This window comes from Sphingobium sp. LB126 (assembly GCF_002795205.1).
GTDB classification, from domain to species: domain Bacteria; phylum Pseudomonadota; class Alphaproteobacteria; order Sphingomonadales; family Sphingomonadaceae; genus Sphingobium; species Sphingobium chungbukense.
The window spans coordinates 2,949,962-2,975,724 of sequence record NZ_NETV01000001.1 but is presented as its reverse complement, the minus strand read 5'-3'; the positions used below and the strand labels follow the sequence as shown (position 1 = coordinate 2,975,724).

At 63.5% G+C, this 25,763-nt stretch carries 27 protein-coding genes and 1 tRNA gene; 19 read left to right on the top strand and 9 right to left on the bottom strand.

Translation table 11 applies throughout. The features are described 5' to 3' along the window. The first annotated feature begins 17 nt into the window (after nt 1-17). From CAF53_RS14615 to CAF53_RS14605, 3 genes are all read left to right on the top strand, one after another. Nucleotides 18-1,073, top strand: coding sequence for an HlyD family secretion protein (locus CAF53_RS14615; protein ID WP_232307683.1), 1,056 nt, complete (start codon nt 18-20; stop codon nt 1,071-1,073). Nucleotides 1,074-1,096: 23 nt separating this feature from the next. After that, nucleotides 1,097-1,897: an SDR family oxidoreductase gene (locus CAF53_RS14610; protein WP_100238834.1), complete on the top strand. Its 801-nt coding sequence runs from the start codon at nt 1,097-1,099 to the stop codon at nt 1,895-1,897. A gap of 155 nt (nt 1,898-2,052) precedes the next feature. Beyond that, nucleotides 2,053-2,127 (top strand) — tRNA-Asn (locus CAF53_RS14605). Between the two features lie 141 nt (nt 2,128-2,268). Here the strand turns inward: CAF53_RS14605 and CAF53_RS14600 are convergent. The 3 genes from CAF53_RS14600 to CAF53_RS14590 are packed head-to-tail and all read right to left on the bottom strand — an operon-like array spanning nt 2,269 to nt 4,892. Next, complete coding sequence (locus CAF53_RS14600) at nt 2,269-3,582, bottom strand: SPOR domain-containing protein (protein WP_046765663.1); 1,314 nt, start codon at nt 3,580-3,582, stop codon at nt 2,269-2,271. 14 nt (nt 3,583-3,596) lie between these two features. Continuing rightward, entirely contained in the window at nt 3,597-4,157 is a 561-nt protein-coding gene (locus CAF53_RS14595) for a hypothetical protein (RefSeq protein ID WP_046765662.1), read from the bottom strand. 15 nt (nt 4,158-4,172) lie between these two features. Continuing rightward, nucleotides 4,173-4,892 carry a ParA family protein gene (locus CAF53_RS14590; RefSeq protein WP_046765661.1) on the bottom strand — a complete coding sequence of 240 codons (720 nt, stop codon included), beginning with the start codon at nt 4,890-4,892 and terminating at the stop codon, nt 4,173-4,175. Nucleotides 4,893-5,058: 166 nt separating this feature from the next. Between CAF53_RS14590 and CAF53_RS14585 the strand changes: the two genes are divergently transcribed. After that, entirely contained in the window at nt 5,059-6,087 is a 1,029-nt protein-coding gene (locus tag CAF53_RS14585) for an SPOR domain-containing protein (protein ID WP_100238451.1), read from the top strand. Nucleotides 6,088-6,271: 184 nt separating this feature from the next. Then, the gene (gene purU, locus CAF53_RS14580) at nt 6,272-7,138 is read left to right on the top strand and encodes a formyltetrahydrofolate deformylase (protein ID WP_100238833.1); all 867 of its coding nucleotides are present in this window, start codon (nt 6,272-6,274) and stop codon (nt 7,136-7,138) included. A 25-nt stretch (nt 7,139-7,163) separates the two neighbouring features. Here the strand turns inward: purU and CAF53_RS27570 are convergent, their stop codons facing one another. From CAF53_RS27570 to CAF53_RS14560, 5 genes are all read right to left on the bottom strand, one after another. Then, a complete protein-coding gene (locus CAF53_RS27570; RefSeq protein ID WP_197707420.1) occupies nt 7,164-7,319 on the bottom strand; it encodes a hypothetical protein in 156 nt (51 codons plus the stop codon). A 567-nt stretch (nt 7,320-7,886) separates the two neighbouring features. Further along, on the bottom strand, nt 7,887-8,093 hold the full coding sequence (locus CAF53_RS14575) for a DUF2093 domain-containing protein (protein ID WP_046765658.1): 207 nt from the start codon (nt 8,091-8,093) through the stop codon (nt 7,887-7,889). Beyond that, entirely contained in the window at nt 8,093-9,496 is a 1,404-nt protein-coding gene (locus tag CAF53_RS14570) for a nitronate monooxygenase (protein WP_046765657.1), read from the bottom strand. Before CAF53_RS14570 ends, CAF53_RS14575 begins: the two co-directional genes overlap by 1 nt. A 93-nt stretch (nt 9,497-9,589) precedes the next feature. Next, nucleotides 9,590-10,750: a glycosyltransferase family 4 protein gene (locus CAF53_RS14565; protein WP_100238832.1), complete on the bottom strand. Its 1,161-nt coding sequence runs from the start codon at nt 10,748-10,750 to the stop codon at nt 9,590-9,592. 16 nt (nt 10,751-10,766) lie between these two features. Then, nucleotides 10,767-11,636 carry an alpha/beta hydrolase gene (locus CAF53_RS14560; protein WP_100238450.1) on the bottom strand — a complete coding sequence of 290 codons (870 nt, stop codon included), beginning with the start codon at nt 11,634-11,636 and terminating at the stop codon, nt 10,767-10,769. Between the two features lie 40 nt (nt 11,637-11,676). On the opposite strand from CAF53_RS14560, the gene CAF53_RS14555 reads away from it, so the two are divergent. The 9 genes from CAF53_RS14555 to CAF53_RS14515 all read left to right on the top strand — a co-directional run bounded on the left by CAF53_RS14555 (nt 11,677) and on the right by CAF53_RS14515 (nt 20,973). Continuing rightward, the gene (locus CAF53_RS14555) at nt 11,677-13,071 is read left to right on the top strand and encodes a protein adenylyltransferase SelO (protein WP_100238449.1); all 1,395 of its coding nucleotides are present in this window, start codon (nt 11,677-11,679) and stop codon (nt 13,069-13,071) included. 27 nt (nt 13,072-13,098) lie between these two features. Next, nucleotides 13,099-14,532, top strand: coding sequence for a succinylglutamate-semialdehyde dehydrogenase (gene astD / locus CAF53_RS14550; RefSeq protein WP_046765654.1), 1,434 nt, complete (start codon nt 13,099-13,101; stop codon nt 14,530-14,532). An 81-nt stretch (nt 14,533-14,613) separates the two neighbouring features. Beyond that, nucleotides 14,614-15,402 (top strand): uroporphyrinogen-III C-methyltransferase, encoded by a 789-nt coding sequence (gene cobA / locus CAF53_RS14545; protein ID WP_100238448.1) that lies wholly within the window; start codon nt 14,614-14,616, stop codon nt 15,400-15,402. After that, the gene (locus CAF53_RS14540; protein WP_100238447.1) at nt 15,399-15,695 is read left to right on the top strand and encodes a DUF2849 domain-containing protein; all 297 of its coding nucleotides are present in this window, start codon (nt 15,399-15,401) and stop codon (nt 15,693-15,695) included. The genes cobA and CAF53_RS14540 overlap by 4 nt, the downstream gene beginning before the upstream one ends. Before the next feature lie 3 nt (nt 15,696-15,698). Beyond that, nucleotides 15,699-17,330, top strand: coding sequence for a nitrite/sulfite reductase (locus CAF53_RS14535; RefSeq protein ID WP_100238446.1), 1,632 nt, complete (start codon nt 15,699-15,701; stop codon nt 17,328-17,330). Continuing rightward, nucleotides 17,323-17,763 carry a DUF934 domain-containing protein gene (locus CAF53_RS14530; RefSeq protein ID WP_046765650.1) on the top strand — a complete coding sequence of 147 codons (441 nt, stop codon included), beginning with the start codon at nt 17,323-17,325 and terminating at the stop codon, nt 17,761-17,763. Before CAF53_RS14535 ends, CAF53_RS14530 begins: the two co-directional genes overlap by 8 nt. After that, nucleotides 17,756-18,547 carry a phosphoadenylyl-sulfate reductase gene (locus CAF53_RS14525; protein ID WP_100238445.1) on the top strand — a complete coding sequence of 264 codons (792 nt, stop codon included), beginning with the start codon at nt 17,756-17,758 and terminating at the stop codon, nt 18,545-18,547. Before CAF53_RS14530 ends, CAF53_RS14525 begins: the two co-directional genes overlap by 8 nt. A gap of 124 nt (nt 18,548-18,671) precedes the next feature. After that, nucleotides 18,672-20,564: a CocE/NonD family hydrolase gene (locus CAF53_RS14520; RefSeq protein WP_100238444.1), complete on the top strand. Its 1,893-nt coding sequence runs from the start codon at nt 18,672-18,674 to the stop codon at nt 20,562-20,564. A 13-nt stretch (nt 20,565-20,577) separates the two neighbouring features. Next, nucleotides 20,578-20,973 (top strand): MAPEG family protein, encoded by a 396-nt coding sequence (locus tag CAF53_RS14515; RefSeq protein WP_100238443.1) that lies wholly within the window; start codon nt 20,578-20,580, stop codon nt 20,971-20,973. A gap of 77 nt (nt 20,974-21,050) precedes the next feature. Here CAF53_RS14515 and CAF53_RS14510 read toward each other — a convergent pair whose 3' ends face one another. Next, a complete protein-coding gene (locus CAF53_RS14510; RefSeq protein WP_046765646.1) occupies nt 21,051-22,532 on the bottom strand; it encodes a replicative DNA helicase in 1,482 nt (493 codons plus the stop codon). 135 nt (nt 22,533-22,667) lie between these two features. Here CAF53_RS14510 and CAF53_RS14505 point away from each other — a divergent pair, with 135 nt between their 5' ends. From CAF53_RS14505 to CAF53_RS14485, 5 genes are read left to right on the top strand one after another with little or no spacing between them, the layout of a single operon-like run. Beyond that, nucleotides 22,668-23,150 (top strand): UPF0262 family protein, encoded by a 483-nt coding sequence (locus CAF53_RS14505; protein WP_100238442.1) that lies wholly within the window; start codon nt 22,668-22,670, stop codon nt 23,148-23,150. Nucleotides 23,151-23,182: 32 nt separating this feature from the next. Next, nucleotides 23,183-23,848, top strand: coding sequence for a GH25 family lysozyme (locus tag CAF53_RS14500; RefSeq protein ID WP_100238831.1), 666 nt, complete (start codon nt 23,183-23,185; stop codon nt 23,846-23,848). After that, nucleotides 23,845-24,303 (top strand): cytidine deaminase, encoded by a 459-nt coding sequence (locus CAF53_RS14495; RefSeq protein WP_046765643.1) that lies wholly within the window; start codon nt 23,845-23,847, stop codon nt 24,301-24,303. The genes CAF53_RS14500 and CAF53_RS14495 overlap by 4 nt, the downstream gene beginning before the upstream one ends. A 7-nt stretch (nt 24,304-24,310) precedes the next feature. After that, nucleotides 24,311-24,865, top strand: coding sequence for a dCTP deaminase (dcd, locus tag CAF53_RS14490; RefSeq protein ID WP_100238441.1), 555 nt, complete (start codon nt 24,311-24,313; stop codon nt 24,863-24,865). A gap of 59 nt (nt 24,866-24,924) precedes the next feature. Continuing rightward, nucleotides 24,925-25,698: a metallophosphoesterase gene (locus CAF53_RS14485; RefSeq protein ID WP_100238440.1), complete on the top strand. Its 774-nt coding sequence runs from the start codon at nt 24,925-24,927 to the stop codon at nt 25,696-25,698. The last annotated feature ends 65 nt before the right edge of the window (nt 25,699-25,763 follow it).

Below are 25,763 nucleotides of genomic sequence, written 5' to 3'. Positions count from 1 at the left end.
CACCGGCGGAGCCCAGAGTGCCGCGGGTCGTGCTCATGTCCGCCGCGGCCGTAGCGGTGGCGCTGGGCGGCACGGCATGGCTCACATCCCGCCCCTCGGCCGAATCGACCGACGACGCCTATATCGCCGCCGACACCACCAGCGTCGCGCCCAAGATACGCGGGCTGGTCGAGGCGGTGCTGGTGCGCGACAACCAGACCGTCCATCGCGGGGACCCGCTGGTGCGCATCGATCCGGAGGAATTCGACGCGCGCGTCGTCTCGGCTCAAGCGGATCTGGCCGGCGCCGACGCCGCCGTGGCGGATGCCCGCGCCGCCCTCATCAGCCTCCATGCGGAGGAACGGCTTGCCACCGCCAACATCGCCGCCACGCGCACGGCGATCCGGGCGACCGATGCCGAAGCGGGACGCAGCGATGTCGACCGCCGCCGTTATGAGGCGCTGGTCGCGACCGGCGCCGTCGCCCGTGCGGAGGCCGACCGCTATCGTACCGCTGCGATCGGCGCGCGGCAGGGTGCGGCTCGGGCACGCGCCGACCTGATCGTCGCCGAGCGGCAGGCGGGCGTCACCTCGGCCCGCCGGGGAACGCTCGACGCGGCGCTCGCCAAAGCGGTCGCCCAGCGCCGCCGCGCCGCCGCAGCCTTCGACCTCGCCCGGCAGGACCAGCGGCACACGCTGGTCCGCGCGCCCATCAACGGTGTGGTCGGCAACCGGCAGGCTCGGGTCGGCGACTATGTGCAGGCAGGATCGCGCCTGCTCTCGCTGGTGCCGCTCCACGATCTTTATGTGATCGCCAACTTCAAGGAGACTCAGACGCGCGACATGCGCATCGGCCAGCCCGTTTCGATCGACGTGGATGCGCTGCGCGGCAATGCGCTCAAGGGCCATGTAGAAAGCTTCGCGCCCGGCTCCGGCTCTTCTTTCGCGCTGCTGCCCTTCGAACCGGGCACCGGCAACTTCACCAAGATCGTCCAGCGTGTGCCGGTGCGTATCCGCCTCGACCCGGATCAGGCCGGCCTCGCCTCCCTGCGCCCCGGCCTGTCGGTCACGGCGCGCGTCCGCCTTTCCCAATGATCATCATGCAAGGAGTTATGAATATGGCACAATCGGAAAAAGGGACCGCTCTCATCACGGGCGCGTCCACCGGTATCGGCGCGGTCTATGCGGACCGGCTGGCGAAGCGCGGCTTCGATCTCGTCCTCGTCGCACGGGACCAATCGCGGCTCGACGCCCTTGCCGGGCGTTTGCGCGACCAAAGCGGCGTATCGGTGGAGGTCATCGCGGCGGACCTGACCGCCGAGGCCGATCTGAAGACTGTCGAGAGCCGCCTCGCCACGGGCGACATCACGCTGCTGGTCAACAATGCGGGCATGTCGCTCAATGGCGGGCTGCTGGACAACGACGCGGCCACGCTTTCCCGGATCATCGCCCTGAATGTGATGGCCACCACGCGTCTCGCATCGGCCGCAGGCAAGGCGTTCCTCGCGGCGGGCGGCGGCGCGATCATCAACCTCTCCTCCGTGCTGGCGCTGGCGCCGGAGAGTTTCGACGGCGTCTATAGCGGCACCAAGGCGTTCCTGCTCAACCTCAGCCAGTCCATGGCCGCGCAACTCGAAGGCCGGAATATCCGCGTACAGGCGGTCCTTCCGGGCGCAACCCGCACGGAGATATGGGAGAGATCGGGGAAGGACGTCGATGCTTTGCCGGAAGGCTTCGTGATGGAGGTCGACGACCTCGTCGATGCGGCACTGACCGGCTTCGATCGCGGCGAGACGGTGACCATCCCCCCGCTGCCGGACGAGGGCCAATGGACGGCCTTGCAGGAGGCGAGGCTCGCCATGGGTCCCAATCTTTCGAAAAGCGACGTAGCGCCACGTTACCGGGCCGCCCAAGCCTGATCGTTGAGGACAGCCAGGCTCCAGCGAGCCTGGCTGTCGTCGCTTTTGAAGCGCGTGCTCTTTTTGCATTTTTTCTGGCCCAGGCCGATCGAAGCCCTTGCCATTTCAGCAGGGTGGCGGCATATGCGCGACCTGCCAGGCGGAAGCCGGGTTGCTCCCCGATAGCTCAGCGGTAGAGCATTCGACTGTTAATCGAATGGCCGTAGGTTCGAATCCTACTCGGGGAGCCACTTCCGCCCGTCCGGCGGGCAGGAAATAGCTGGATTTCATGACATTGGAGATGGACGCGTCGGCCCGATCATCGCCGGATTGCGCGCCGTAAAGCGCGCACTCCGCCTTGCGGCCCTGACTGCGCCTCCTGGGAGCAGTCCCTAACGGGAGGCGTATTGACGACCGCGGGTCGCGATCGCCCAGCGCTGCGGCGTGGCGTCGGCCGCATTCTCACGCACGAAGCACTGACCGCGGCGGGCCTGGATGGCCCGGCACAGCGCAACCGCTTCGGCACGGTCGTCAAAGCCGCTGACGGCCAGACGCGCGAACGTCGCGCCGTTCACCGTGATCTGGCTGGTCAGCACCGGCAGGCTTGCCAGCGCGCCGTTTCGACGGGCCATGGCGACCCATTTTTCCTTGGCGATGGCGGCATTGTCATAGGCTCCAAGCTGCACCACCCAATTGCTGTTGCCCTTGCCATCGGTGCGGAAGGCCAACTGCCGGGCACGGGCGGGCGCGGCCATGGGCGCCGGAGCTGCCGCCTGGCGCGGCCTGGCGGTGCCGGCTGCGGCGACGCGTACCGGAGTCGCAATGGCCTGGATCATCGGAGCCGGCACTTCTGCAACAGCCTGCTGCGGGGCAGCAGCAGGTGCGGGAGCGGCAGCAGCCACCTCGACAGGCGCGGCTTCCTGTGTCTGTTCGGCAGGCGCCGATGCGGCCATCTGGACCGGCGCCGGATCGGGTGCCAGCGCAAGCGCCACCGGCTGTCCCATATCGGCGCCATCGATCGTCACGCCCATCAGCGCAGCGACGCGCTGGGCAGGCTGACCGGGGATCGCGGTCTGTGCCCATTGGGTGATGCGTTCATTGGCGGCGAGCGGATCGAGGTCGAAACCCGCCAGCATCCGTGCATCCTTCCACCGGCCAGCCAGCGCGTAGGCATAGGCCAGATTCTGACGGGTCTGCGCGGTGGCGGAAGGATCATGGATGACCTGGGAAAGGATGCGAACGCCTTCCTCCGCATTCCCGGCCATCGCCATGGCCAGACCATAGTCGGCAGCGGGAACCGTATCGGCATGATTGGCAAGCAGGTCGCGCGCAGCACGATCCTTGCCCAGCGCGGCCTGAACCAGTGCCAGGGTGATGATCGTGCGAGCATCGCGATTGCCGAGCGTCATGGCATCCGCCAAAGCGGCTTCCGCCGAAACGAAACGGCCACTCGCGACATAGGCACGGCCTAGCAACTGGCGGTAGCGGGCGTCATGGGGAGCCGCCTCAACGGCGGCTTCCGCAGCCTGGACCGCGCGGGCGCCATCACGGTCGGCCAGTGCCTTCTCGACATTTGCCGCCAGACGATCCGGGCTCTGCCGCGGCGCGGCGGCCGTAGGATGGAAGGCCGCTCCCGTACATCCCACCATGGTCGTGCCGATCAGCATCGATGCGACCGCTGCCTTTGCGAAAGCCTTGCGCTTCATGGATGTGCCGTTCCTTAATTGTCGCCGCGGGCGCGCGGAAGCTGTTGGGCCAGCCGGTCGATTTCCGGTAAACCGCTCAGGAAAGAGTCGAGGGCTTCGGTCACCATCTGCTGCGCCGAACGGCCGACAATGGCGCTGGCGAGGCGCAGCTTCAGATGGCGGTCGGCGTCGAGCCGCAGGGTGAACGCGGCTTTGCGTCCCTTCGCAACGGCAGAGGTGCGGACCTGGGAGGCCTTTTTGGGCTTCGCCACCTTGGTAGGGGCCTTGGCTGGGATACTGGCTTCCGCGATACGTTCGGCCAGTTCCTCGCGTTCGGCCACGACCGGGGGAACCGGCGCAGCGGTCGGGACCGCCGTCATCGGCGTCAGGCCAGCGACGGAACGCGGTTCGACCGGAGCCGGTTCGGGCTGAGTGACGTCGAAGCCCATGTCGTTCCAGCCCAGATCCTCCTGAAGCGCGTTCGCTCCGGAGGTGAGGCCAAAGCCCAGCACCGGACGGCGCATGGCGGGCTGGGCCGCGCCCTTGCGCGCCAGCAGGCCCGAGGTCAGCGAGGCGAGAGGTTTCGGTTCGGCCATGTCTTTCCGCTCCCCTTACTGTGCGATCCGGCGGCCGAAGCCACCGCTTGCCGGACGGACCGTCCCTGCCGTACCCACGGCATTGTGCGGAACCGAGAAGACGGTACGGCGGAAATTCTTTTCCAGCCGGTCGGATATATAGGTCCAGAGCTGCGTCACTTCGGCGGCGGAGCGACCATTGGGATCGACCTCCATCACCGTGCGGCCATCGATCATCGAGGCGGCGAAATCCGTGCGATGGTGCAGCGTGACCGGGGCAACCGTGCCGTGCTGAGAGAGGGCGACGGCGGCTTCGGAAGTGATGCGCGCCTTGGGGGTGGCGGCGTTGACCACGAAGATCAGCGGCTTGCCCGCGCGTTCGCAAAGATCGACCGTGGCGCCCACGGCGCGCAGGTCGTGCGGGCTGGGGCGGGTCGGGACGACGATCAGCTCGGCGACCGAAATGACGCTCTGAATGGCCATGGTGATCGCCGGTGGCGTGTCGATGACCGCGAGCTTGAAGCCCTGCTGGCGGAGGATTTCAAGGTCGGCGGCAAGGCGTGCCACGGTGGTCTGGGCAAAGGCGGGATATTCGGCCTCGCGCTCGTTCCACCAGTCGGCCAGCGAGCCCTGCGGATCGATGTCGATCAACACGACCGGACCGGCGCCCGCCATTTGAGCCTGAACGGCCAGATGACCCGACAGGGTCGTCTTGCCCGACCCCCCTTTTTGCGATGCCAATGCCAATATGCGCACGCAGCTTCCCCCAGAAAATCCTATTGCGTGGAAGGAGTGCCACAGCCGCGCCTAAGAATTGGTTAATCCAGGCGGAAGCGTGATGAGCGCGGAAAAAAGCGATATTCTTGACGCTAAGTCGCTATTAACCTTGTTCCCGCATAGGATGGACAGAATCCATGGGAGCATGAGCATGAAGCGTATCTGGGGCGTGATGGCCGCTGGAACGATTTTGGGTCTGGCATCTCCGCTGCTGGCCGATGTGAAAAAAGGCGTCGACGCCTGGCAGCAGGGCGATTACGGCAAGGCAGTAACGGAATGGCAGCCGCTGGCACAGGCCGGCGATCCCGATGCGCAGTTCAACATGGGACAGGCCTATAAGCTGGGCCGCGGCGTGAAAGCCGATCCTGCCACCGCGATCAACTGGTATCGCAAGGCCGCTGCGCAGGGCCATTCGCGCGCCGAGGATAATCTTGGCCTGCTGATGTTCCAGCAAGGCGACCGGGCGGGTGCCCTGCCCTATTTGCAGCATGCCGCCGACCGGGGCGAACCGCGGGCGCAATATATCGTCGGCACGGCGATGTTCAACGGCGACCTGACGGCAAAGAACTGGGTGCGCGCCTATGCGTTGATGACCCGGGCGTCGGATTCCGGGCTGGCGCAGGCGACGACCAGCCTTCGCCAGATGGACAAGTTCATTCCACAGGATCAGCGGAATGACGGCATCGCCCTGGCGCGGTCCATGGCACAAAAGGCCATGCAGGGCAGCGACGAGCCGAGGCAGGAGATGCCTGTGTCGCGCGAAACTCCCAAGCCGCTGCGGACCGCTGCATTGCCGCCTTCCAGGCCAGCCGAAACGCCCTCTGCGCCAGTGGCGGCTCCCACGCCCAAAGCCGCGCCCGCACCCGCACCCGCGCCCGCACCCAGGGTGGCGACGGCAAAACCGTCTGCTCCCAAGGTCGAGACGCCGAGCGCAGCCAATGGCGGCGGTTGGCGGGTACAGATCGGCGCATTCAGCGCCGAAGCGCGGGCGCGGACATTGTGGAGCCAGCTCAGCGGCAAGGTCAAAGGCCTTTCGGGCTATCAACCCTACATCTTGACGGCTGGCGGCGTGACCCGCTTGCAGGCCGGGCCGCTGGCGAGCGGCGCCGATGCCGCCAAGCTGTGCGGCGCGATCAAGGCGGCTGGCGCCGAATGCATGCCCAAGAAGATGTGAGGACCTTGCCGAGAAGAGGTTGGAATTCTCTCTCATGGGGCAAGTGTCATAGACAGTGCTGGGTGCCGAGAAAGTCGAGCGACTTTTCACTCTGGCGGTAGCTGGGACGACCGGAAGCGCATAACAGGTTGATCGACGCGTCGGCTTGAGGCAACGGTTCCCCCGTTTTTGCGGGGAGATGCGCGTGAGTGATCCGGTCGTTCCATCCTGGGTGCTGACTCTGGCTTGTGCCGACCGGGTCGGTATCGTCGCAGCGGTGAGCCAGTTTCTGGCCGAGCGCGGTGGCTTCATCACCGACAGCCAGCAATATGCCGACAGGGAAGCCGGGCGCTTTTTCATGCGCGTCGCATTCGAGGCCACCGACGATCATATGAACGACACGGATCGGCTGCGAAGCGAATTCACCAATATCGGCACGCGTTTCGCCATGGACTGGCGCCTGACAGCAGCCGACGAAAAACCGCGCATGCTGATCGCCGTGTCGAAGGGGTCGCATTGCCTGGCCGACCTGCTGCATCGCTGGCAGACGGGGACGCTGGCAGTCGACATCATGGGCGTGGTATCCAACCATCCAGACATGCGCCGGATCACCGAGTGGCACGGCATCCCCTATCATGAACTGCCGCCCAACGGCGACAAGGCCTCGCAGGAAGCCGCGCTGCTCGGTATCTTCGATCGAACGCAGTCGGAATATCTGATCCTCGCGCGCTATATGCAGGTTCTGTCGGAGGGTCTGGTCGCCGGCCTTGCCGGTCGCTGCGTTAATATCCATCACAGCTTCTTGCCCGGTTTCAAGGGTGCGCGCCCCTATCACCGGGCGCATGAACGCGGCGTCAAGCTGATCGGTGCGACGGCGCATTTCGTAACCGCCGATCTGGACGAAGGGCCGATCATCGAGCAGGCCGTGGAACGGGTCGACCATCGCGCGACAGCCGAAGACATGATCCGCATCGGCCGGGATATCGAGGCGCAGGTGCTGGCCCGCGCGGTCGGCTGGCTCGCCGACCGGCGGGTTCTGCTCAATGGCGGGAAGACCGTGGTCTTCCGGTGAACCGCGCTTTTGGCGCCTGCAAATCCTACAGGCCCAAACGGCTCCAGAAATCTTCCGGTTCGACCGGCGCCGTTCGTTCGGGCGCGCGTTCCACGCGGCTCCAGGATGAATGGGGGATATGGATTTGCTGGCCGCCGGCGAGACGGCGGCGCTTGCGAGTGCGAGGGGAATATTGGGTCATCGTCTTCTCCTGATGAGGAGGAACACGAAACCTTGCGTGGTCGCTTCAGTACCGTGCGCTTTAGCCGTTGATGACGCGGAGCAAGCTGACATCCTTCAAAAGCCGCGGAGCGTTGTGCTCGGGCATATATCTATTCATTCGATAGAGAGATGGGAAGATAGCTTTACTTCAGCCGTCCTGAAGACAGGTTTCACGCCGTCAGGGGCAGCGAAGAGGCCTTGGAAAACGGAATGCCTTTTAGGATGTGGATACGGCCTGTGTATCAGAAGGCTACGTTGTAGATAAACCAGCCTACGATCAGCAGGCTCGTCACCACACATATCCGATCACCAAAAATGTCGATACGCGACATCACTCACATCCTTCCTTGATCGAGCGATCTCCGTCGCTTCGTTTGGAAAGAATAAACCATTAGAGATGGCAAAGGAATAGGAGAAGTGCGGTGAAAAGCCTTGCGAACGCGCCATATCGAGTGCGCGATGCCTTGAAATGGGACCTTGCACCGCCCGAAAAATCACAAGCCGGGCCGAAAATTCGCGGACTTCCCACGAAATCAGAAGCTTAGATTCATCCTAGACCGCGATGCTTCAGGAATGAACGGGTCGCCTCCTCCGGCCCGCGATAGGCTTCCTGGAACTCGGCGCTCCAATATTTGAGATCATCCAGATCAATCCGCGCACCCGAAACAGCGCAGAGCACGAACTGCCCCGGGCGCACGATGTCGAAATGCGGTGTCGCATAACGCAGTACCGCCAGTCCCTGAATATCCGCCATCAGTCGCCGGTCAGGATGCGATCGACGAGTTGCTTGACCGTCGGCACGAACCCGTTCGAGTAGAAGGGGTCCTGCTTGAACTTGTAGGCACCATGGCCCGCGAAGAGCAGATTTTTGTCGAGGTCGCCGCCATGGACAGCTTCCTGCAACGATTTCTGGATGCAGAAGCTGCGCGGATCGGCCAGACGGCCGGTCGAATTCGTCTCGCTATCCATCCAGCTTGAAAAGGCGCACTGGCTGAGGCAGCCCATGCAGTCGGTCTGATCCTTGCGGATTTCGGCCTTTTCCTCCTCCGTCACGAAGACCAGCGTATTGTCCGGCGTCTTGAGCGCGGAGGTGAAGCCCTGCCCCACCCATTCGCGGGCGCGCAGCAGATCGCCGCGGGTCACCCAGAAATTCTTGCCCTTCACGCCTGCATCAAGCTGATGCGTGTGGTCGCCGGCCTGTTCGGTGCTGAACGGGATCTGCCGTTCGGAGCGGGCCTCAAGAGAGCGCAGGAAGGGGTTGCGAACCGCCGAACTGTAGAAACCGGTCGGAGAGAAACGATGCAGCAGCACGTCGCCCGGCTCAAGCTGGGTCAGGCGCTGTTTCCACTCGTCGGGGATCGGGCTTTCCTGCGTCAGCAGCGGACGGGTTCCGAACTGGAAGGCGATGGCGCCCAGTTCCGGATTGTCGATCCAGTCGTTCCAGTCCTTGAGATGCCAGACGCCGCCCGCCATCACGATGGGCACATCGTCGGAAATGCCGCCTTCGCGCATGGTCGCACGCAAATCCCTGACGCGCGGATAGGGGTCCTGCGGCACTTTGGGGTCTTCGGCGTTCGACAGGCCGTTGTGACCACCCGCCAGCCATGGGTCCTCATAGACCACTGCCGCCAACCATTCCGACGCCTTGGAATAAGCGCGCTTCCACAGCGCGCGGAAGGCGCGGCCGGACGACACGATGGGGAGATAGCTGACACCGTAGGAAGCGGCGATTTCGCTCAGCTTGTAGGGCATGCCCGCGCCGCAGGTGACGCCGGCCACCATGCCCCTTGTCTTTTCGAGAACGCCGTGCAGGACGCGCTGGGCGCCGCCCATTTCCCACAGCACATTGATGTTGATCGCTCCCTTGCCGCCCGCGATTTCGAAGGCGCGCTTCACCTGCTCGACCGCGCCGTCAATGGCATAGGCGATCAGTTCCTCATGGCGGTCGCGACGGGTGCGGCCATGGTAGATTTGCGGGATGACGTTGCCGAAACTGTCATAGCTGTCGGCATTGACCGCCGAGACAGTGCCGATACCGCCGGCAGCGGCCCATGCGCCGGAGCTGGCATGGTTGGAAACGGCTACCCCCTTGCCGCCCTCGACCAGCGGCCATACTTCACGGCCGCCGTAAATGATGGGCTTCAACCCCTTGAACAACGCAATCTCCCGCGCAAAAATCCCGTGGCCCCGACCACTTAAACGCCGCTCTATAGCAGCTTTACAGTGGAATGACGAATATTTGGGGGCGCCCTATCGCAAAATGCGGGGGCTGGATAGTGCCTCGCCATAAAGCCGTGCATAGGCATCGACCATCGCATCTTCCGTGAAATCACGACGCGCCCGAAAGCGATTGGCTTCCCCAAGGCGTCGACGAAGCACCTCATCGGCGGAAAGGGCGCCGAGGGCCGACGCCAATGCGGCGTCGTCCGGCACGACGAATGCCCGGTTTTCAGGCGCCACCATGTTGGCGACATCGCCCACGTCCATCGAGGCTATGGGAAGGCCAGCCGCCATCGCCTCGATCAGAGAGATCGGAAATTGCTCGCTGTCGGAGGAAAGGGCGAAAATATCGAACAGGCCGATGAAACGCCATGGTTCGTGCATGAAGCCCGCCATGCAAAGGTCGTCGATTTCATGAGCGCTCGCTTCCGCCAATATGGCGTCGCGCTCCGGCCCCTCCCCCACCACCACCAGTTGCAGGCGGTCGCGGTGCGGGGCGACGGCGCGGACGAGACGGGGGATGTTCTTGACCGGACGCAAGCCGGCCAGCGTGCCGACCAGGAGCTTGCCGGGCGTGCGGTTGAGCGCGGGAATGGCGCCGGGCACGGGCGGCTGCGCATAACGGGCAGTATCAATGCCGTTGCGGATCAGGTGAACCTTGGCCGGAGGTTGGCGCCAGACCGTGCGGGCGATCCCCTCCAGGCGGATCGAGGGAACGACCAGCGCATGGGCGCGCCGAAGCGCCAGCCGGCGGTAGAGGTTGCGCTGGGGCTTGAGGCCGCCCGCCTCATCGGCGTTGAAACCATCCTCATGGTGGATGAGCGGCGGAAGGGCGAGCGATCGGGCATGGATGCGGTGCGCCATCACCGCATCCATGGCTCCCCAATTATAGCTGAGGATGAGGTCATATTGCGCCAGAAACTCCGCAATCGCCTTGAAGCGACCGAGGCTCGGCTTGCCGGCAAGCGGCGGCGGGTCGGGAAAATCGACAGGCGTGGCAGGATCGAGGGCGTCGCGGGCGCTCATCAGATGCGGTGCGGCGCTGACGATGCTGTGATGGGCGCGATCACCCCATAGATTCATCAGGCGCACCGCGCGCGCTTCCTTGCCACCCAGCGAGAAGCTGCCGTGGACATGCAAAAACCGGGGCTGATCTGCTCGCGGTGACCACCGGGATGCGAAATCGTCCATCTCACCCGAAATCGCGTCAGCCATTCAGGACGCGCGCCAGCAGCCGATCGATCGCGACGACCGATGCCGGTTCGTCGAGAAGCGGGGTATGGCCGACATGGGGAATGATCGCCAGTTCCGCGTCCGGGCCGATTTCCTCCACCATGCGAGCGGCAGTGGCGGCGGACAGCAGGTCGGAGCGCTCGCCGCGCAGCAGCAGCGTCGGGATGCCGCGAAAGGCCTGCATCACCGGCCACATGTCGACACCGGCCTCGTCGCTGGCGACGCGCAGCGGCTCGGCAATGCGCATATCATAGTCGAGGACGATGCGGCCCGCGCTGTTGAGGCGGTAAAGGCGCTTGGCCATGGCGAGCCATTGATCGAGGCCATAGGCGGGGTAGACGTCGCGATTGGATTCCTCCAGCGCGCGGGCGGCGTGGACCCAGCTTGGGTGCGACTGGCCAATGCCGACATAGGTGCGAATGCGGGCGAGGCCTGCCTCCTCCAGCGTCGGGCCGACATCGTTGAGCAGCGCGCCCGCCAGCCATTCGCGATGAGTGGCGGCGATCAACATGGTGATGATGCCGCCCAGCGACGTGCCGACAGCGACGAAGCGGGTGATGGCAAGATCGGCCAACAGGCGGCTGATGTCCTGCAAATAGGTCAGCGGGACATAGGTCATCGGGTCTTTCGCCTGCGCGCTTTCGGCGCGGCCGCGCATGTCCGGGCAGATCAGGCGCCAGTCGCCCGCCAGTCGCGCGGCCAGCGGCTCGAAATCGCGGGCATTGCGGGTCAGGCCCGGCAGGCAGAGCAAGGGCGGGCGATCATCCTCGCCCCCGGCATAATCACGATAATGGAGCCTCAGCCCGTCGGGGGACCACCAATATCCGTCGCTATAGCTGCTCAAGCTGCTTGATCCTTCCGCCCTGCATCCCCCATATCGCCGCATGCGCTCTGCCCTGCAACCCGCCAAATACAGCCCCGCGAACGAAATCGCCGCGCTGCAACCCGATTTCGCCGATCTCGTCGCGGCCGCCGACTTTCCAAAGACGATCCTGCGCTTCCGCAACGACCGCTGGGCGCCGGCCGTGGGGCTGGGCGATCTGAATGACGGGGAATGGGTAGCGCATTTCGGACGGTTCGCGCCGCTGGAGGGATCGCTGTCGGGACCGCTGGCGCTGCGTTATCATGGGCATCAGTTCCGGCAATATAATCCCGACATAGGCGACGGGCGCGGCTTTCTGTTCGCGCAGGTGCGGGACGGTGCCGGGCGGTTGCTGGACCTGGGCACCAAGGGGTCTGGGCAGACGCCCTACAGCCGTTTCGGGGACGGACGGCTGACGCTGAAGGGTGGGGTGCGGGAAATCCTGGCTACCGAGATGCTGGAGGCTTTGGGGGTAAACACGTCCAAAACCTTCTCCATCATCGAAACGGGCGAGGCGCTGGAGCGGAATGACGAACCCTCCCCCACGCGTGGCGCCGTCATGGTGCGGCTCAGTCACTCGCATATCCGCATCGGATCGTTCCAGCGGGCGGCCTATCATGACGACAAGGCTTTGCTGGAGCGGTTGACCGATTATGCACTGACGCGGCTTTACAGCGAGGTGCCGGGGGATAATCCGCCCGCGCAACTGCTGGGGCGGGTCGTCGAGCGGACGGCCGATCTGGCGGCGAGCTATATGGTCGCGGGCTTCGTGCATGGCGTGCTCAACAGCGACAATATCAATGTGACGGGCGAGAGCTTCGACTATGGGCCGTGGCGGTTCACGCCGTTGTGGGAGCCGGGCTTCACCGCCGCCTATTTCGACCATTCCGGCCTTTATGCCTATGGGCGGCAGGCGGAGTCGATCCATTGGGATGTGGCGCAACTGGCCGTGTCGCTGCGGCCTTTGGTGAAGGCGGAACCGCTGATCGCGCAGCTGGAGCGCTTTCCTCAGCTTTATGGCGAGGCGATGATCCGGCGGTTTTGCTGGCGGCTGGGCGTGGTGGAGAAGGACGAGGCATCCGCGATGATCGAGGCGGCGGTGCGCGGGATGACCGGCAGCCAAACGCCGATCGACCGCTTCTTTCAGGACTGGCGTGGCGGGGACGTGCGGGACGGCGCGCCTTATGCCGGGGAGGAATGGGCCGGGTTCCGGGAGGCCATTGCCGGATTTGAGGCGAGCGGACGGAACGATCATCCCTATTGGGCGGATGTGGCGCCCTGCTCCATGCATATCGACGAGGTGGAGGCGATCTGGAACGCCATTGCCGAGCGGGACGATTGGGCGCCGCTCCATGCCAAGGTCGCGTCGATCCGGGACATGGGCGATGCGCTGGGCGATGCGCCGCCTCTTCCCTAACGCCCTATTATCCTCCATATCGGGGCCATGTCTGCGACGCTGACTTCGATAGAACCCGCCACTGGTGCCCTCTTGTGGCAGGGGACTGCCAGCGATGTGGAGGCGGAAGTCGCCCGCGCCCGTGCCGCCTGGCCGAAATGGGCTGCGCAGCCCATCGCCTATCGCATCGAAACACTGCGCCGCTTCGTCAATGTCGTGCGCGCCAATGAGGAAGCGCTGGCCGACCTGATCGCGCGCGAAACCGGCAAGCCTCTCTGGGACGCGCGAACCGAAGTGACGGCGGTGATGAACAAGGTCGACATTTCCGTCGCCGCCTTTTCGGAGCGGACCGGACAGCGACGGCTGGAGGCGGCCATGGGTGCGCGCCAGTCGGTGCGGCACAAGCCCCATGGTGTGATGGCGGTACTGGGCCCCTACAATTTTCCGGCGCATCTGCCCAACGGGCACATCATCCCCGCCCTGCTCGCGGGCAATGCCCTGCTGTTCAAGCCATCGGAAAAGACGCCGGCGGTGGGCGAGATGCTGGTGCGTTTCTATCATGAGGCGGGCGTACCGGAGGATGTCGTGCGCCTGGTGCTGGGCGGTCCGGATGAGGGCAAGGCGCTGGCCGCGCATCCCGATGTGGGCGGGATTCTCTTCACCGGCTCGGCGCAGACGGGGATCGCCATCAACCGGCAGTTCGCGGGCAATCCGGGCAAGATGCTGGCCCTCGAAATGGGCGGGAACAATCCGATCGTCGCCTGGGACACGGCGGATATCGCCAGCGCTGCGACGCTGATCGTGCAATCGGCCTTCCTGTCGAGCGGGCAACGCTGCACGGCGGCGAGCCGGATGATCGTCAAGGAAAGCCTGGCCGACACGCTGATCGCCGAGGTCAAGAAGCTGGCCGACCGGCTGATCATCGACCATCCCCATGCGGATCCTGCGCCCTATATGGGGCCGGTGATCGACAATCAGGCGGCAGATCATCTGACCGAAAGCTTCCTGTTCCTGATGAGCAACGGCGGCAAGCCGATCAAGCATATGGTCCGGCCGACCAAGGGATTGCCATTCCTGTCCCCCGCGATCATCGACGTCACCGCCATGGCGGAACGGCCGGATGTCGAGCTGTTCGGTCCTTTGTTGCAAGTGATCCGCGTGCCGGATTTCGAATCCGCGATCAGGGAAGCGAACAACACCCGTTTTGGATTGTCGGCGGCACTGATCGGCGGATCGCCCGAGCAATATAACCAGTTCTGGGCGAATATCCGGGCGGGAATCGTCAACTGGAACCGGCCGACCAACGGCGCCTCCTCCTCCGCCCCCTTCGGCGGCGTGGGCATTTCGGGCAATCATCGGCCAAGCGCCTATTATGCTGCGGACTATTGCGCCTATCCGGTCGCTTCGGTCGAGATCGAGCAACCCCGCGCCTCCATCGGCGTGGGCCTCAGGGATATAGACATCAGCACGATGGGGGACTGAAGGCTCCTTCCCAAATTTTCCTACGCGCCGGGCAAAGCATTCTGAATTGAAACAATCGGCTGCTTTCGCCATTTGCCGAGCATGGCTGAAACTGCACCTGCCACTGTCCATCTTGTCGGCGCCGGTCCGGGTGATCCGGAACTGTTGACGATCAAGGCCGTCCGGTTGATCCGCGACGCCGCCGTGATCGTGCATGACGGGCTGGTCTCGCAGGAGATATTGGCGCTCACCTCTCCGCAAGCCGAACTAATTTCCGTCGCCAAGCAACGCAGCCGCCATTCGATGCCGCAGGAAGACATCAATGCCCTGCTGGTGGCAATGGCGCTGGCAGGACAATCGGTCGTGCGGCTGAAGGGGGGCGATCCCTTTATCTTCGGGCGCGGCGGCGAGGAAATGGAGGCCTGCCGCGCGGCAGGCGTGCCTGTCGAGGTCGTGCCCGGGATCAGTGCGGCGATCGGTTCGGCGGCGCAGGCGCAACTGCCCCTTACCCATCGCGACGCGGCGAGCGCAGTCACTTTCGTCGCCGGCCAGTGCAAGGGGCTGACCGATCAGGACTGGTCCGGGCTGGCGGGCGCCGGGCGGACACTCGTTATCTACATGGGCGTGGCGACGGCGGCGGACATTGCCGACAAGTTGATGGCCGACGGCGTTTCGCCGGCAATTCCGGTGGCGGTGCTTGAAAATGGCACGCGCGCCGATATGCGGACATTGCGTACCCTGCTCGCCGACCTGGGCGACATGGTGGCACGGGAACAGGTAAAGAGCCCCGCGCTGATCGTGGTCGGGGAAGTGGCGAGCTATGCGCTGGCACGCGATGTGCTGGCGAATTGGACCGCAAGGACGAATATTGGGGCGGAGACAGACAAGTGAAGATTTTGACCGGCAATGACCTCAGCACCGGGGACGTGATCTGGTGGGCGGGCGACGGCTGGTCGCGGCAGGTCGGCGAATCCGTCGACGTGGGCGACAAGGGCGATGACCTCGCACGGGCCGAGGAAGCCGCGCTGCGCGTCGTGGGCGCCTATGTGATCGACGCTAGCCGAGACGAGGGCGGCGTGCGACCGGCCCATATCAAGGACCGCATCCGCGCGCTGGGGCCGACCGTGCGCCCCGACCTGACGTTGAAACCGAATGACGCCGATGCCGGCAACTGGGTGATCTGAACCATGTATCGTTACGACAGCTACGACCAGTCCATCGTCGACGCCCGCGTCGAGGAATTTCGCGACCAGACCCAGCGCCGTCTGGCCGGGCAACTGACCGAGGACCAGTTCAAGCCGCTGCGGCTGATGAACGGCCTCTATCTCCAACTGCACGCCTATATGCTGCGCGTCGCCATTCCCTATGGCACGCTGAGTGCCAAGCAGATGCGCAAGTTGGGCGAAATCGCGGCGAAATATGACAAGGGCTATGGTCATTTCACCACGCGGACGAACCTTCAGTACAACTGGATCAAGCTGGCCGATGCGCCGGATATCCTGGCCGAGCTGGCGACGGTCGAGATGCATGCCATCCAGACCAGCGGCAACTGCATCCGCAATATCTCGTCCGATCAATATGCGGGCGTGTCCGCCGATGAAGCGACCGATCCGCGTCCCTGGGCGGAATTGCTGCGCCAGTGGTCGACCTTCCATCCGGAATTCACCTATCTGCCGCGTAAGTTCAAGATTTGCGTGATCGCGTCGGAGGAAGACCGGGCGGCCATGCGCCTGCATGACATCGGCCTTAAGCTGGTGTCGCGGGACGGCCAGATCGGCGCGGAAGTCTATGCCGGTGGCGGCATGGGCCGTACGCCGATGGTTGCGCCGCAAATCAAGGACTTCGTGCCCGAAGATGAGATCGTCTCTTATCTGGAGGCTTGCCTGCGCGTCTACAACCGCTACGGCCGCCGCGACAACAAATATAAGGCGCGGATCAAGATCCTGGTCCACGAACTGGGCGTCGAGGAATATAAGCGTCAGGTCGAGGAAGAGTATGCGCATATGAAGCAGCTCGGCCTCAACCCGCCGACCGAGGAACTGGATCGCATCCGGCCCTTCTTCGCCAACCCCGCTTATGAGCAGGGTCTGGCCGACGAAATCGACCGCGCCGATCCGGCCTTCGCGTTGTGGGTGGACCGTCAGGTCGCGGCGCACAAGCAGCCGGGCTATGCCATCGTCAATATCAGCCTGAAGCCCAAGGGCGGGATTCCGGGCGATGCTTCGGCGGAGCAGATCGGGCTGGTGGCTGATCTGGCCGAAACCTATTCGTTCGATGAACTGCGCGTGACCCATGCACAGAATCTCGTCCTGCCGCATGTGAAGAAGGCGGACCTCTACGCCATCTGGCAGAAGCTCGACGAAGCCGGGCTGGCGGAGGCCAATCTGGACCTCATCACCGACATCATCGCCTGCCCTGGCCTGGACTATTGCAGCCTTGCCAATGCGCGGTCGATCCCGCTGGCGCAGAAGCTGTCGGAGCGCTTTGCCGACGCTGGGCGGCAGAAGGATCTGGGCGAGCTGAAGGTCAAGATTTCGGGCTGCATCAACGCCTGCGGCCACCACCATGCCGGTCATATCGGCGTGCTGGGCGTGGACCGGAAGGGCGTGGAGAATTTCCAGCTCTCGCTCGGCGGATCGGGCGCGGAGGACGCCGCCGTCGGTCAGATCACCGGCCCCGGCTTCTCGGAAGATGGCGTCGTGGATGCCATCGAGAAGGTCACGGACCTCTATCTCGCTGAGCGAGAGGAAGGCGAACGCTTCCTCGATACCTATCGCCGTCTTGGCATGAAGCCCTTCAAGGAGGCGATCTATGGTTGAGTTCCTGTCCTTCCGCGAAGGCGAAGCCGCGCAGGAGCCGGCCGTGACGGTCGAATCCTTCACCGGCCAGTCCAACTCGACCGCCGTGCGGATCGAAGCGGGCGAGGATGCGCGTGAATTGCTGCCCTATCTCGACCGGCTGTCGCTGGTGGAGGTGAACTTCCCGGCCTATGGCGATGGGCGCGGCTATTCGGCGGCGCGGATTTTGCGCGAGGCCGGATATGAGGGTGAGCTTCGCGCCGTGGGCGATGTGCTGGTGGACCAGCTCAATGCCATGCGTCGCTGCGGTTTCGACAGCTTCCGGCCCGACAAGGCGCTGGACGATGCCGCCGTGGAGCGTGCGCTCCATCGTTATGCCGACGTCTATCAGAAGACCGTCGACGGCCGCAGCCCGGTGTGGGCGAAACGGCACCCGGAGACTGTGAATGGCTGAACCTGCCCGCAAGCTTGACGTCATCGACGCCCGCCCCGCCTTTACCCAGGCCGACGCGGACGCGCTCAACGCGCGTTTCGAAGGCGTCGACACGCTGTCGATGCTCAAGACCGTCTTTGCCGAAGGGCTGGCGGGGAATGTCGCGGTCGTGTCGTCCTTCGGCACGGAAAGCGCGGTGCTGCTGTCGCTGGTCGCCAAGGCGGACAGGACCGTGCCGGTGATCTTTGTCGATACGCTCAAGATGTTTGGCGAGACGCTGGACTATCGTGAGACGCTGATCAGCACCCTGGGCTTCACCGACAGCCGGGCCGTGGTGCCCAATGCGGAAGTGCTGGCGAAAAAGGACGAAACCGGCCTGCGCTGGTCCTATGATCCCGACGGCTGCTGCGAAATCCGCAAGGTAGAACCGATGGCCCGCGCCAAAGAAGGCCTCGACGCCTGGATTTCTGGGCGCAAGGCGTTCCAGTCGGTGACGCGGCAGAACCTGCCCCGCTTCGAGATCGAGGACGGGCGGCTGAAGATCAACCCGCTGGGCGATTGGACCAAGGCCGATCTGGAAGCCTGGTTCGAGGCGGAAAATCTGCCGCGGCATCCGCTGGAGGCACAGGGTTATCTGTCGATCGGTTGCGAACCGTGCACGTCCAAGGTGCTGCCGGGCGAAGATCCGCGCGCCGGGCGCTGGCGTGGGTGGGACAAGGTGGAATGTGGCATCCACTCACCGGTGGCGCCGATCCCCTCACCCGTCGCCGATCCGGACGACCCGGCGAACCAGCCGGTGTTCTGAACCTTTCAAATCCTCCCCTCGTCAGGCATTGGGGAGGATTTTTGTTATTGCCCGCCTGTTTCCAACCCATTGCTATACAATCGTTCGATGATTACCCCTTGCCGCCTGCAAGGGAGCAACGACCATGAAAATCATCGCGCGGATTTCCGTCCTGGCCCTGGCGATCGCGGCGTTCGGGCCGCCGTTGGGCGCGCAGATCGATCCGATGACCCCCGATACGGTCAAGGTCTACGATCCCGCCCGCGAGCAGGCCGATTATATCCGGCGCGAAGTGATGATCCCGATGCGCGACGGGGTGAAGCTGTTCACCGTCGTCGTCATGCGCAAGGGCACGACCCATGGTCCGATCCTGCTCAGCCGCACCCCCTATAATGCGGGCAAGGCGACGTCCCGCAACCGCAGCCAGAAGATCGAGGAAATCCTGCCCGTCTCCGACGCCGAGTTCGTCAATGACGGCTATATCCGCGTCTATCAGGATGTGCGCGGGCTGGACGGCTCCGAGGGCGATTATGTGATGACCCGGCCTCTGCGAGGGCCGCTCAATCACACCCAGGTCGACCATAGCACGGACGCCTATGACACGATCGACTGGCTTGTGAAGAATGTCCCGGAAAGCAATGGAAAGGTTGGGATAACCGGATCATCCTATCTGGGCTTCACGTCACTGATGGCCCTGATCGATCCGCATCCGGCGCTGAAAGCGGCCGTGCCGCAAAGCCCCATGGTGGACGGCTGGATCGGGGACGACTGGTTCCATAACGGCGCCTTCCGCCAGCCCAATTTCAACTATGTGCTGGGTCAGACCGCGAAGAAGGGCGGCGGCGGCGTGCCCTATGGGACGGGCGATGAATATGAGGCCTATCTGGCCGAGGGGTCGGCGGGCGATTTCGCGCGAGCCTATGGGCTGGATATCTTCCCTTTCTCGCGAAAGCTGATGGAGCATCCGGCCTATGACAGCTATTGGCAGGAGCAAGCCGTCGACAAGCTGCTGGCCAAGCGCAAGCTGACCGTGCCGATCATGCTGGTCGTGGGCCAGTGGGACCAGGAGGACAGCTATGGCGCCCCGGCGGTTTACAAGGCGCTGGAGCCGCAGGACAAGAATAACGACATGGTGAGCCTGGTCATCGGGCCATGGCGACACAGCGGCGTCAACTATGACGGGTCGCATCTGGGCGATCTGGATTTTGCGGGCGATACCGGGATTCAGTTCCGGCGCGACACCATGAAACCCTTTCTTGACCATTATTTGAAGGATGATCCTCCCAAAGGTTATAAGGTGCCTGGCGCGCTTAGCTATGAGACCGGAGCCGACAAATGGCAGGTGATGGCGAAGTGGCCGGGCGGCAAGGCGACGCCGCTATATCTGTCCGCAGGCAATGGTTTGAACTGGGTAAGGCCGGCGACCGAGGGCAGCGACAGCTATGCCTCCGACCCGGCCAAGCCCGTGCCCTATCTTCCCCGCCCCATCCTCCCGAACAAGGATGATGCTTGGAAGACCTGGCTGGTGAAGGACCAGCGCTTCGTCGCCGGGCGGCCTGATGTGCTGAGCTATATGACGCCTGTGCTGGACAAACCGGTGCATATCGCCGGGCAGCCGATGGTCGATCTGTTCGCGGCGACATCCGGAACGGACAGCGACTGGGTGGTCAAGCTGATCGACGTCTATCCCGAACAATATAGCAACGTGCCGAAAATGGCGGGCTATCAACTGCCGATCGGAATCGAAATCTATCGCGGCCGTTACGTCCATGGTTTCGACAAGCCGGAGGCGCTGGTGCCGGGCAGGGTTGAGAATTACAAATTCGGCCTGCCCAATGTGAACCATCTGTTCCAACCGGGGCACCGGATCATGGTCACGGTGCAATCGAGCCTCTTCCCGCTTTACGACCGCAATCCGCAAAGCTTTGTGCCGTCGATCTTCAACGCGAAGAAGAGCGATTACAGGATTGCGACGCAGAGCGTGCATTATGGCGCCGGCAGTGCAAGCGCGATATGGTTGCCGGTGATGCCGGATTGAGGGGGAGGACGATATGGCCGTCGAGCTGAAGATATTGGCGTGGAGTTGCGTATTGCTGCTGGTCCACATTTTCGCGGCGGCGCATATCAAGACCCGGCAATATGGCACCAAATGGAATATGGGCGCGCGCGATGAGGAATTGCCGCCGCTCGCCCCTGTCGGCGGGCGGCTGGTTCGCGCGCAGGCGAATTTTCTGGAAACCTATCCGATCGCCATCATCGTGCTGTTGGGCGTGGTGATTGCGGGGAAGACCAGTGGGTTGACCGCGATCGGCGGGTGGATGTGGCTGGGCGCGCGGGTGGTGTATCTGCCGCTCTATGGCATGGGCGTGCCGGTGGTTCGGACTATGGCCTATCTGGTCAGCATGGTGGGGTTGGCGTTGGTATTTCAGGCCTTTGTTTCAGGGTGAGGTGAGCACGTCGCTCCCACCCTTCCGCCACGCTACGCGTGGCTCCTTCCCTCTCCCGGCGGGAGAGGGATTGTTCCTTACTCGATATCTTCCAGATAGCTGCCTTCCGCCAGGTCCGAGAAGCGGGTGATCCGGGCGTCGAACTTCATGCGGATGCGGCCGGTGGAGCCATGACGCTGTTTTGCCACGATCACTTCGGCAAGCCCGTAGATGCGCTCCATTTCCTGCGCCCATTCCAGATGCTCGGAGCTTTCCTTGTTCCCCGGTTCCTTGGCGGCGACATAATAATCCTCGCGGAACACGAACCAGACCATGTCCGCGTCCTGCTCGATCGAGCCTGATTCACGAAGGTCGGAGAGCTGCGGGCGCTTGTCCTCGCGCTGCTCGACCGCGCGGCTGAGCTGCGACAATGCCAGAACCGGACAATTAAGTTCCTTCGCCAAGGTCTTCAAACCACGGGAAATTTCGGAAATCTCATTGACGCGATTGTCGCCCTTTCCCGTGCCCTGGAGGAGTTGAAGATAGTCGACCACGACGAAGCCGATATCATGGCGCCGCTTCAGGCGGCGCGCGCGGGTGCGCAGCGCCGCGATGGTAAGGCCGGGCGTGTCGTCGATGAACAGCGGCAGCTCCTGCAAATCCCGCGCCGCGCGGGACAGATTCTGGAAGTCGGTGCGGCTGATCTTGCCCATGCGGAGCGCTTCGCCGCTGATGCCCGACTGTTCGGCCAGGACGCGGGTGGCGAGCTGGTCGGCGGACATTTCCAGACTGAAGAAGGCGGTCTTGGCACCCATATTCTTTTCGGGCGGGATGCCATCTCCATGGTCCCGTAACCAACGCGACGCCGCATTATAGGCGATGTTGGTGGCGAGCGAGGTCTTGCCCATACCCGGACGACCCGCAAGGATCATCAGGTCCGAATTGTGCATGCCGCCGATTTTCTCGTTAAGGCTGTTGATGCCGGTGGTGATGCCCGAAACATGGCCGCCGCTGTTGAGCGCGCGTTCGGCGACCTGCACCGCCATGGTGGTGGCGGTGGCGAAGCTTTTCACCGACCCGGTTTCGCCCTCTCCTTCCGACACTTTATAAAGCGCGACCTCGGCCTGCTCGATCTGCTCGCGCGGGTTGACATCCTCGCTCGTATCCAAAGCATTTTCAACTAGTTCTCGTCCGACATGGACGAGTTGTCTCAGGAGGGCGAGATCATAGATTTGCGTGGCGAAGTCGCGCGCGCCCAGCAGCGCCGCGCCATTGCCGGTCAGCTGCGCGAGATAACCGACACCGCCCAGTTCCTTGAGCGCCGGATCCTGTTCCAGCATCGGCTTCAACGTCACGGGGTTCGCGACCATGTCGCGTTCCACCAGTTTCATGACGGCCTCGTAGATACGGCCATGCATCGGTTCGAAGAAATGTTCCGGCTTCAACTTCAACTGGACGTCTTCGGCGATGCGGTTGTCGATCATCAGCGCGCCCAGCAGTGCAGCCTCCGCCTCGACATTGCGGGGAAGTTCGGTGATGCCAGATTCTGTGGCGGCGTTGATTTGCACGAGTTCGACCATTGCCCCCTCATCGCGCCGCGCACCGACCCTTGCAAGGTGGAAGGTTGAAAGCATTCGGAAAAACTGTGGACAACAGTCCTCTTCACTTTTCCCGGTTGCATTTCCTTGTGCGCCGCCGCACTGACCATAGCGTCCATGGCCGACCCGCGCATCATCGATATCACGCTCGACGAGCGGACGATCCTCTGGCGCAACGCCGATGTCGAGCAGGAACGGCGCATCGCCATTTTCGACCTGCTGGAAGACAATTATTTCGAGCCGCAGCGGGTGCATGAGGACGGCTATACCGGCCCCTACAAGGTTCTGCTGCGGGTCGAGGAAGGACGGCTGGTCATCGAGATCAGGCGGGAGAATGGCGATCCGCTGGAGGCGATCATCCTGAGCCTCGGCCGGTTCCGCCGTCCGATCCGCGATTATTTCGCGATCTGCGACAGCTATTACCAGGCGATCAGCAACGCCTCGCCGCAGCAGATCGAAACGGTGGACATGGCGCGCCGCGGCATCCACAATGCCGCCGCCGAGACGCTGATCGAGCGGCTGGAGGGCAAGATCAAGGTCGACTTCGATACGGCCCGTCGCCTCTTCACGCTGATCTGCGTCCTGCACATCAAGGGGTAAGGGGCATCCATATTACGAGTTTCGGCCAGTTGCTGGCCCGTTTTGGCGTGGTTTCCGCTGTCCTGGGCCTGTTGGCCCTGGGCGGGTGGCTTTATGCGCGTGATTGGGCGCCGCGCCGCGAGGAATTTCCGACCCAGGGCGTCTCCATATCATCCGACAACGGAACCGTCGAATGGGGCACGCTGGCGGCGCAGGGAACGGATTTCGCCTATATCCGCGCGGCCAGCGGCGGACAGCTTCGCGACCAGGCGTTCGAAACCAATTGGGCGGCCGCGAGGGCAGCAGGAATGCGCTATGGCGCTTCGCTCGATTTCAGCCTGTGCGCCAAGGCCAGCGATCAGGCGACCGCATTCATGACCATGGTGCCGCGCGACAACGCCGCCCTGCCTCCGGTGATACGGCTGGCTTTCGAACCGGGCTGCCGGGCGCGGCCGGGTCAGGATGCGGTCCTGTCGGAATTGAACACGCTGATCAACCTGATCGAAAGTCATTCGGGCACGCCGGTCGTGCTGAACCCCAGCGACGATTTCGATGCGCGATATGACATAGCCTCCGGAATCAACCGGACGCTGTGGCTGGACCGCAATTTCTTTCCCCCCGACCGCGAAAAGCGCAAATGGGTGATGTGGACAGCCAGCGATATGCGGCATATCGACGGCATCGACGGTCCGGTGAAATGGGATGTGATGCCGCGATGAACGCGACGGAAGAATTGATCGGGGCGGCGCGCAAGGCAATGATCCATGCCCATGCGCCCTATAGCCGCTTTGCCGTCGGTGCCGCGGTACGGCTGACCGATGGGCAGATCGTGACCGGCTGCAATTTCGAGAATGCAAGCTATGGCTTGTCGCTCTGTGCCGAGACGGTTGCGCTGGCGACGGTGAACGCCCAGGGGCGCTTCGTCGATGTGGAAGCGATCGCGGTCGTCGGCGGCGCGATGGGCGCGGATGGTGCGGTAACTGGCGATGCCATCGTCACGCCCTGCGGCCGGTGCCGCCAGATCATGAACGAAGCCGAGCAGATGGCCGGGCGGGCGCTCGCCATCTACTGCGCGGCGCCAGAAGGGCACGCCCTCGTCCAACATAGCGTCGCTGAATTATTGCCTCATGCCTTTGGTCCCAGAGATCTCGGCATATTGCCAGGAAAGAGCTGAACCAGCCATGTCGATACTATCGGATAAGTGGATTCGCGAACAGGCCCAGACCAGCGGCATGATCGAGCCGTTCGTGGAAAGCCAGCGGCGCGACGGATGCATCAGCTACGGCCTTTCCTCCTATGGCTATGACGCGCGGGTCGCTGACGAATTCAAGATCTTCACCAATGTCGACAGCGCCGTGGTGGACCCGAAGAATTTCGCGGCCAACAGCTTCGTCGACCGCAAGACCGACTGCTGCATCATTCCGCCCAACAGCTTCGCCCTGGCCCGGACGGTCGAATATTTCCGGGTGCCGCGCGACGTGCTGGTGATCTGCCTTGGCAAATCGACCTATGCGCGGTGTGGCATCATCGTGAACGTCACCCCGCTGGAACCGGGCTGGGAAGGTCATGTGACGCTGGAATTTTCCAACACCACCCCGCTTCCCGCCAAAATATACGCCAACGAAGGCGCGTGCCAGTTCCTGTTCCTCAAGGGCAATGAGCCCTGCGAGACCAGCTATGCCGACCGGGCAGGCAAATATATGGGGCAGCAGGGCGTCACATTGCCCCGCCTTTGAGGTCGTGCGACACTGGCAGGCATGATGGGTGAACCCCTGTCCGCCAGGCGGAGTCCGCCATGCTGATACCCTTCCGTCGCCGGAACGCGCCTGATCGGGGGCCGTTGCCCGACGTGGGCGAGGATGTCCGCATCTACGCGATCGGCGACATTCATGGGCGTGACGACCTGTTCGCCGAACTACTGGATCGGATCGCGCAGGACGAGGCGGATCGCCCTCCCTTGCCGCGGCTCCTCATCCTGCTGGGCGATCTGGTGGATCGCGGACCGCAATCGGCGCAGGTGGTCGAGCGGGCGATGGCCATGGCGCGATCGAAGGAGAATGTCCGCTTCCTCAAGGGCAACCATGAGGAAGTTTTCATCGCCGCGGCACGAGGGAGCGCGCAGGCGGTCCGCTTCTTCCGGCGGTTGGGCGGCATCCAGACGCTGGCCAGCTATGGCCTCACCCCCCACAACAGCAGCGCCATGAGCGATACGGCGCTGGCGCAGTGGATGCTGAACCATATCCCGCGCGACGCCGTCGATTTTCTGGACGATTTTACCGACATGCTGCCGGTCGGCGGCTATTTGTTCGTGCATGCCGGCGTGCGGCCGCGCATTGCTCTGGAAGCGCAGAAGCCGGCCGACCTTCGCTGGATCAGGGGCGATTTCCTGAACCACCGACGCTCCTTCGGCAGGATGATCGTTCATGGCCATAGCATCACCGAAGAGGTCGATATCCAGCCCAACCGGATCGGCATCGATACAGGAGCCTTCGCCAGCGGAAAGTTGACCGCCATTGGCCTGGAAAAGGACCGGCGCTGGTTCCTGCACACCGGCATTGGCAAAGTGTAAATTCATTAGCGCTTGTAATAATATTACAAGAATATCGAATTTTGCGCGGCATTCCCGATCACTCA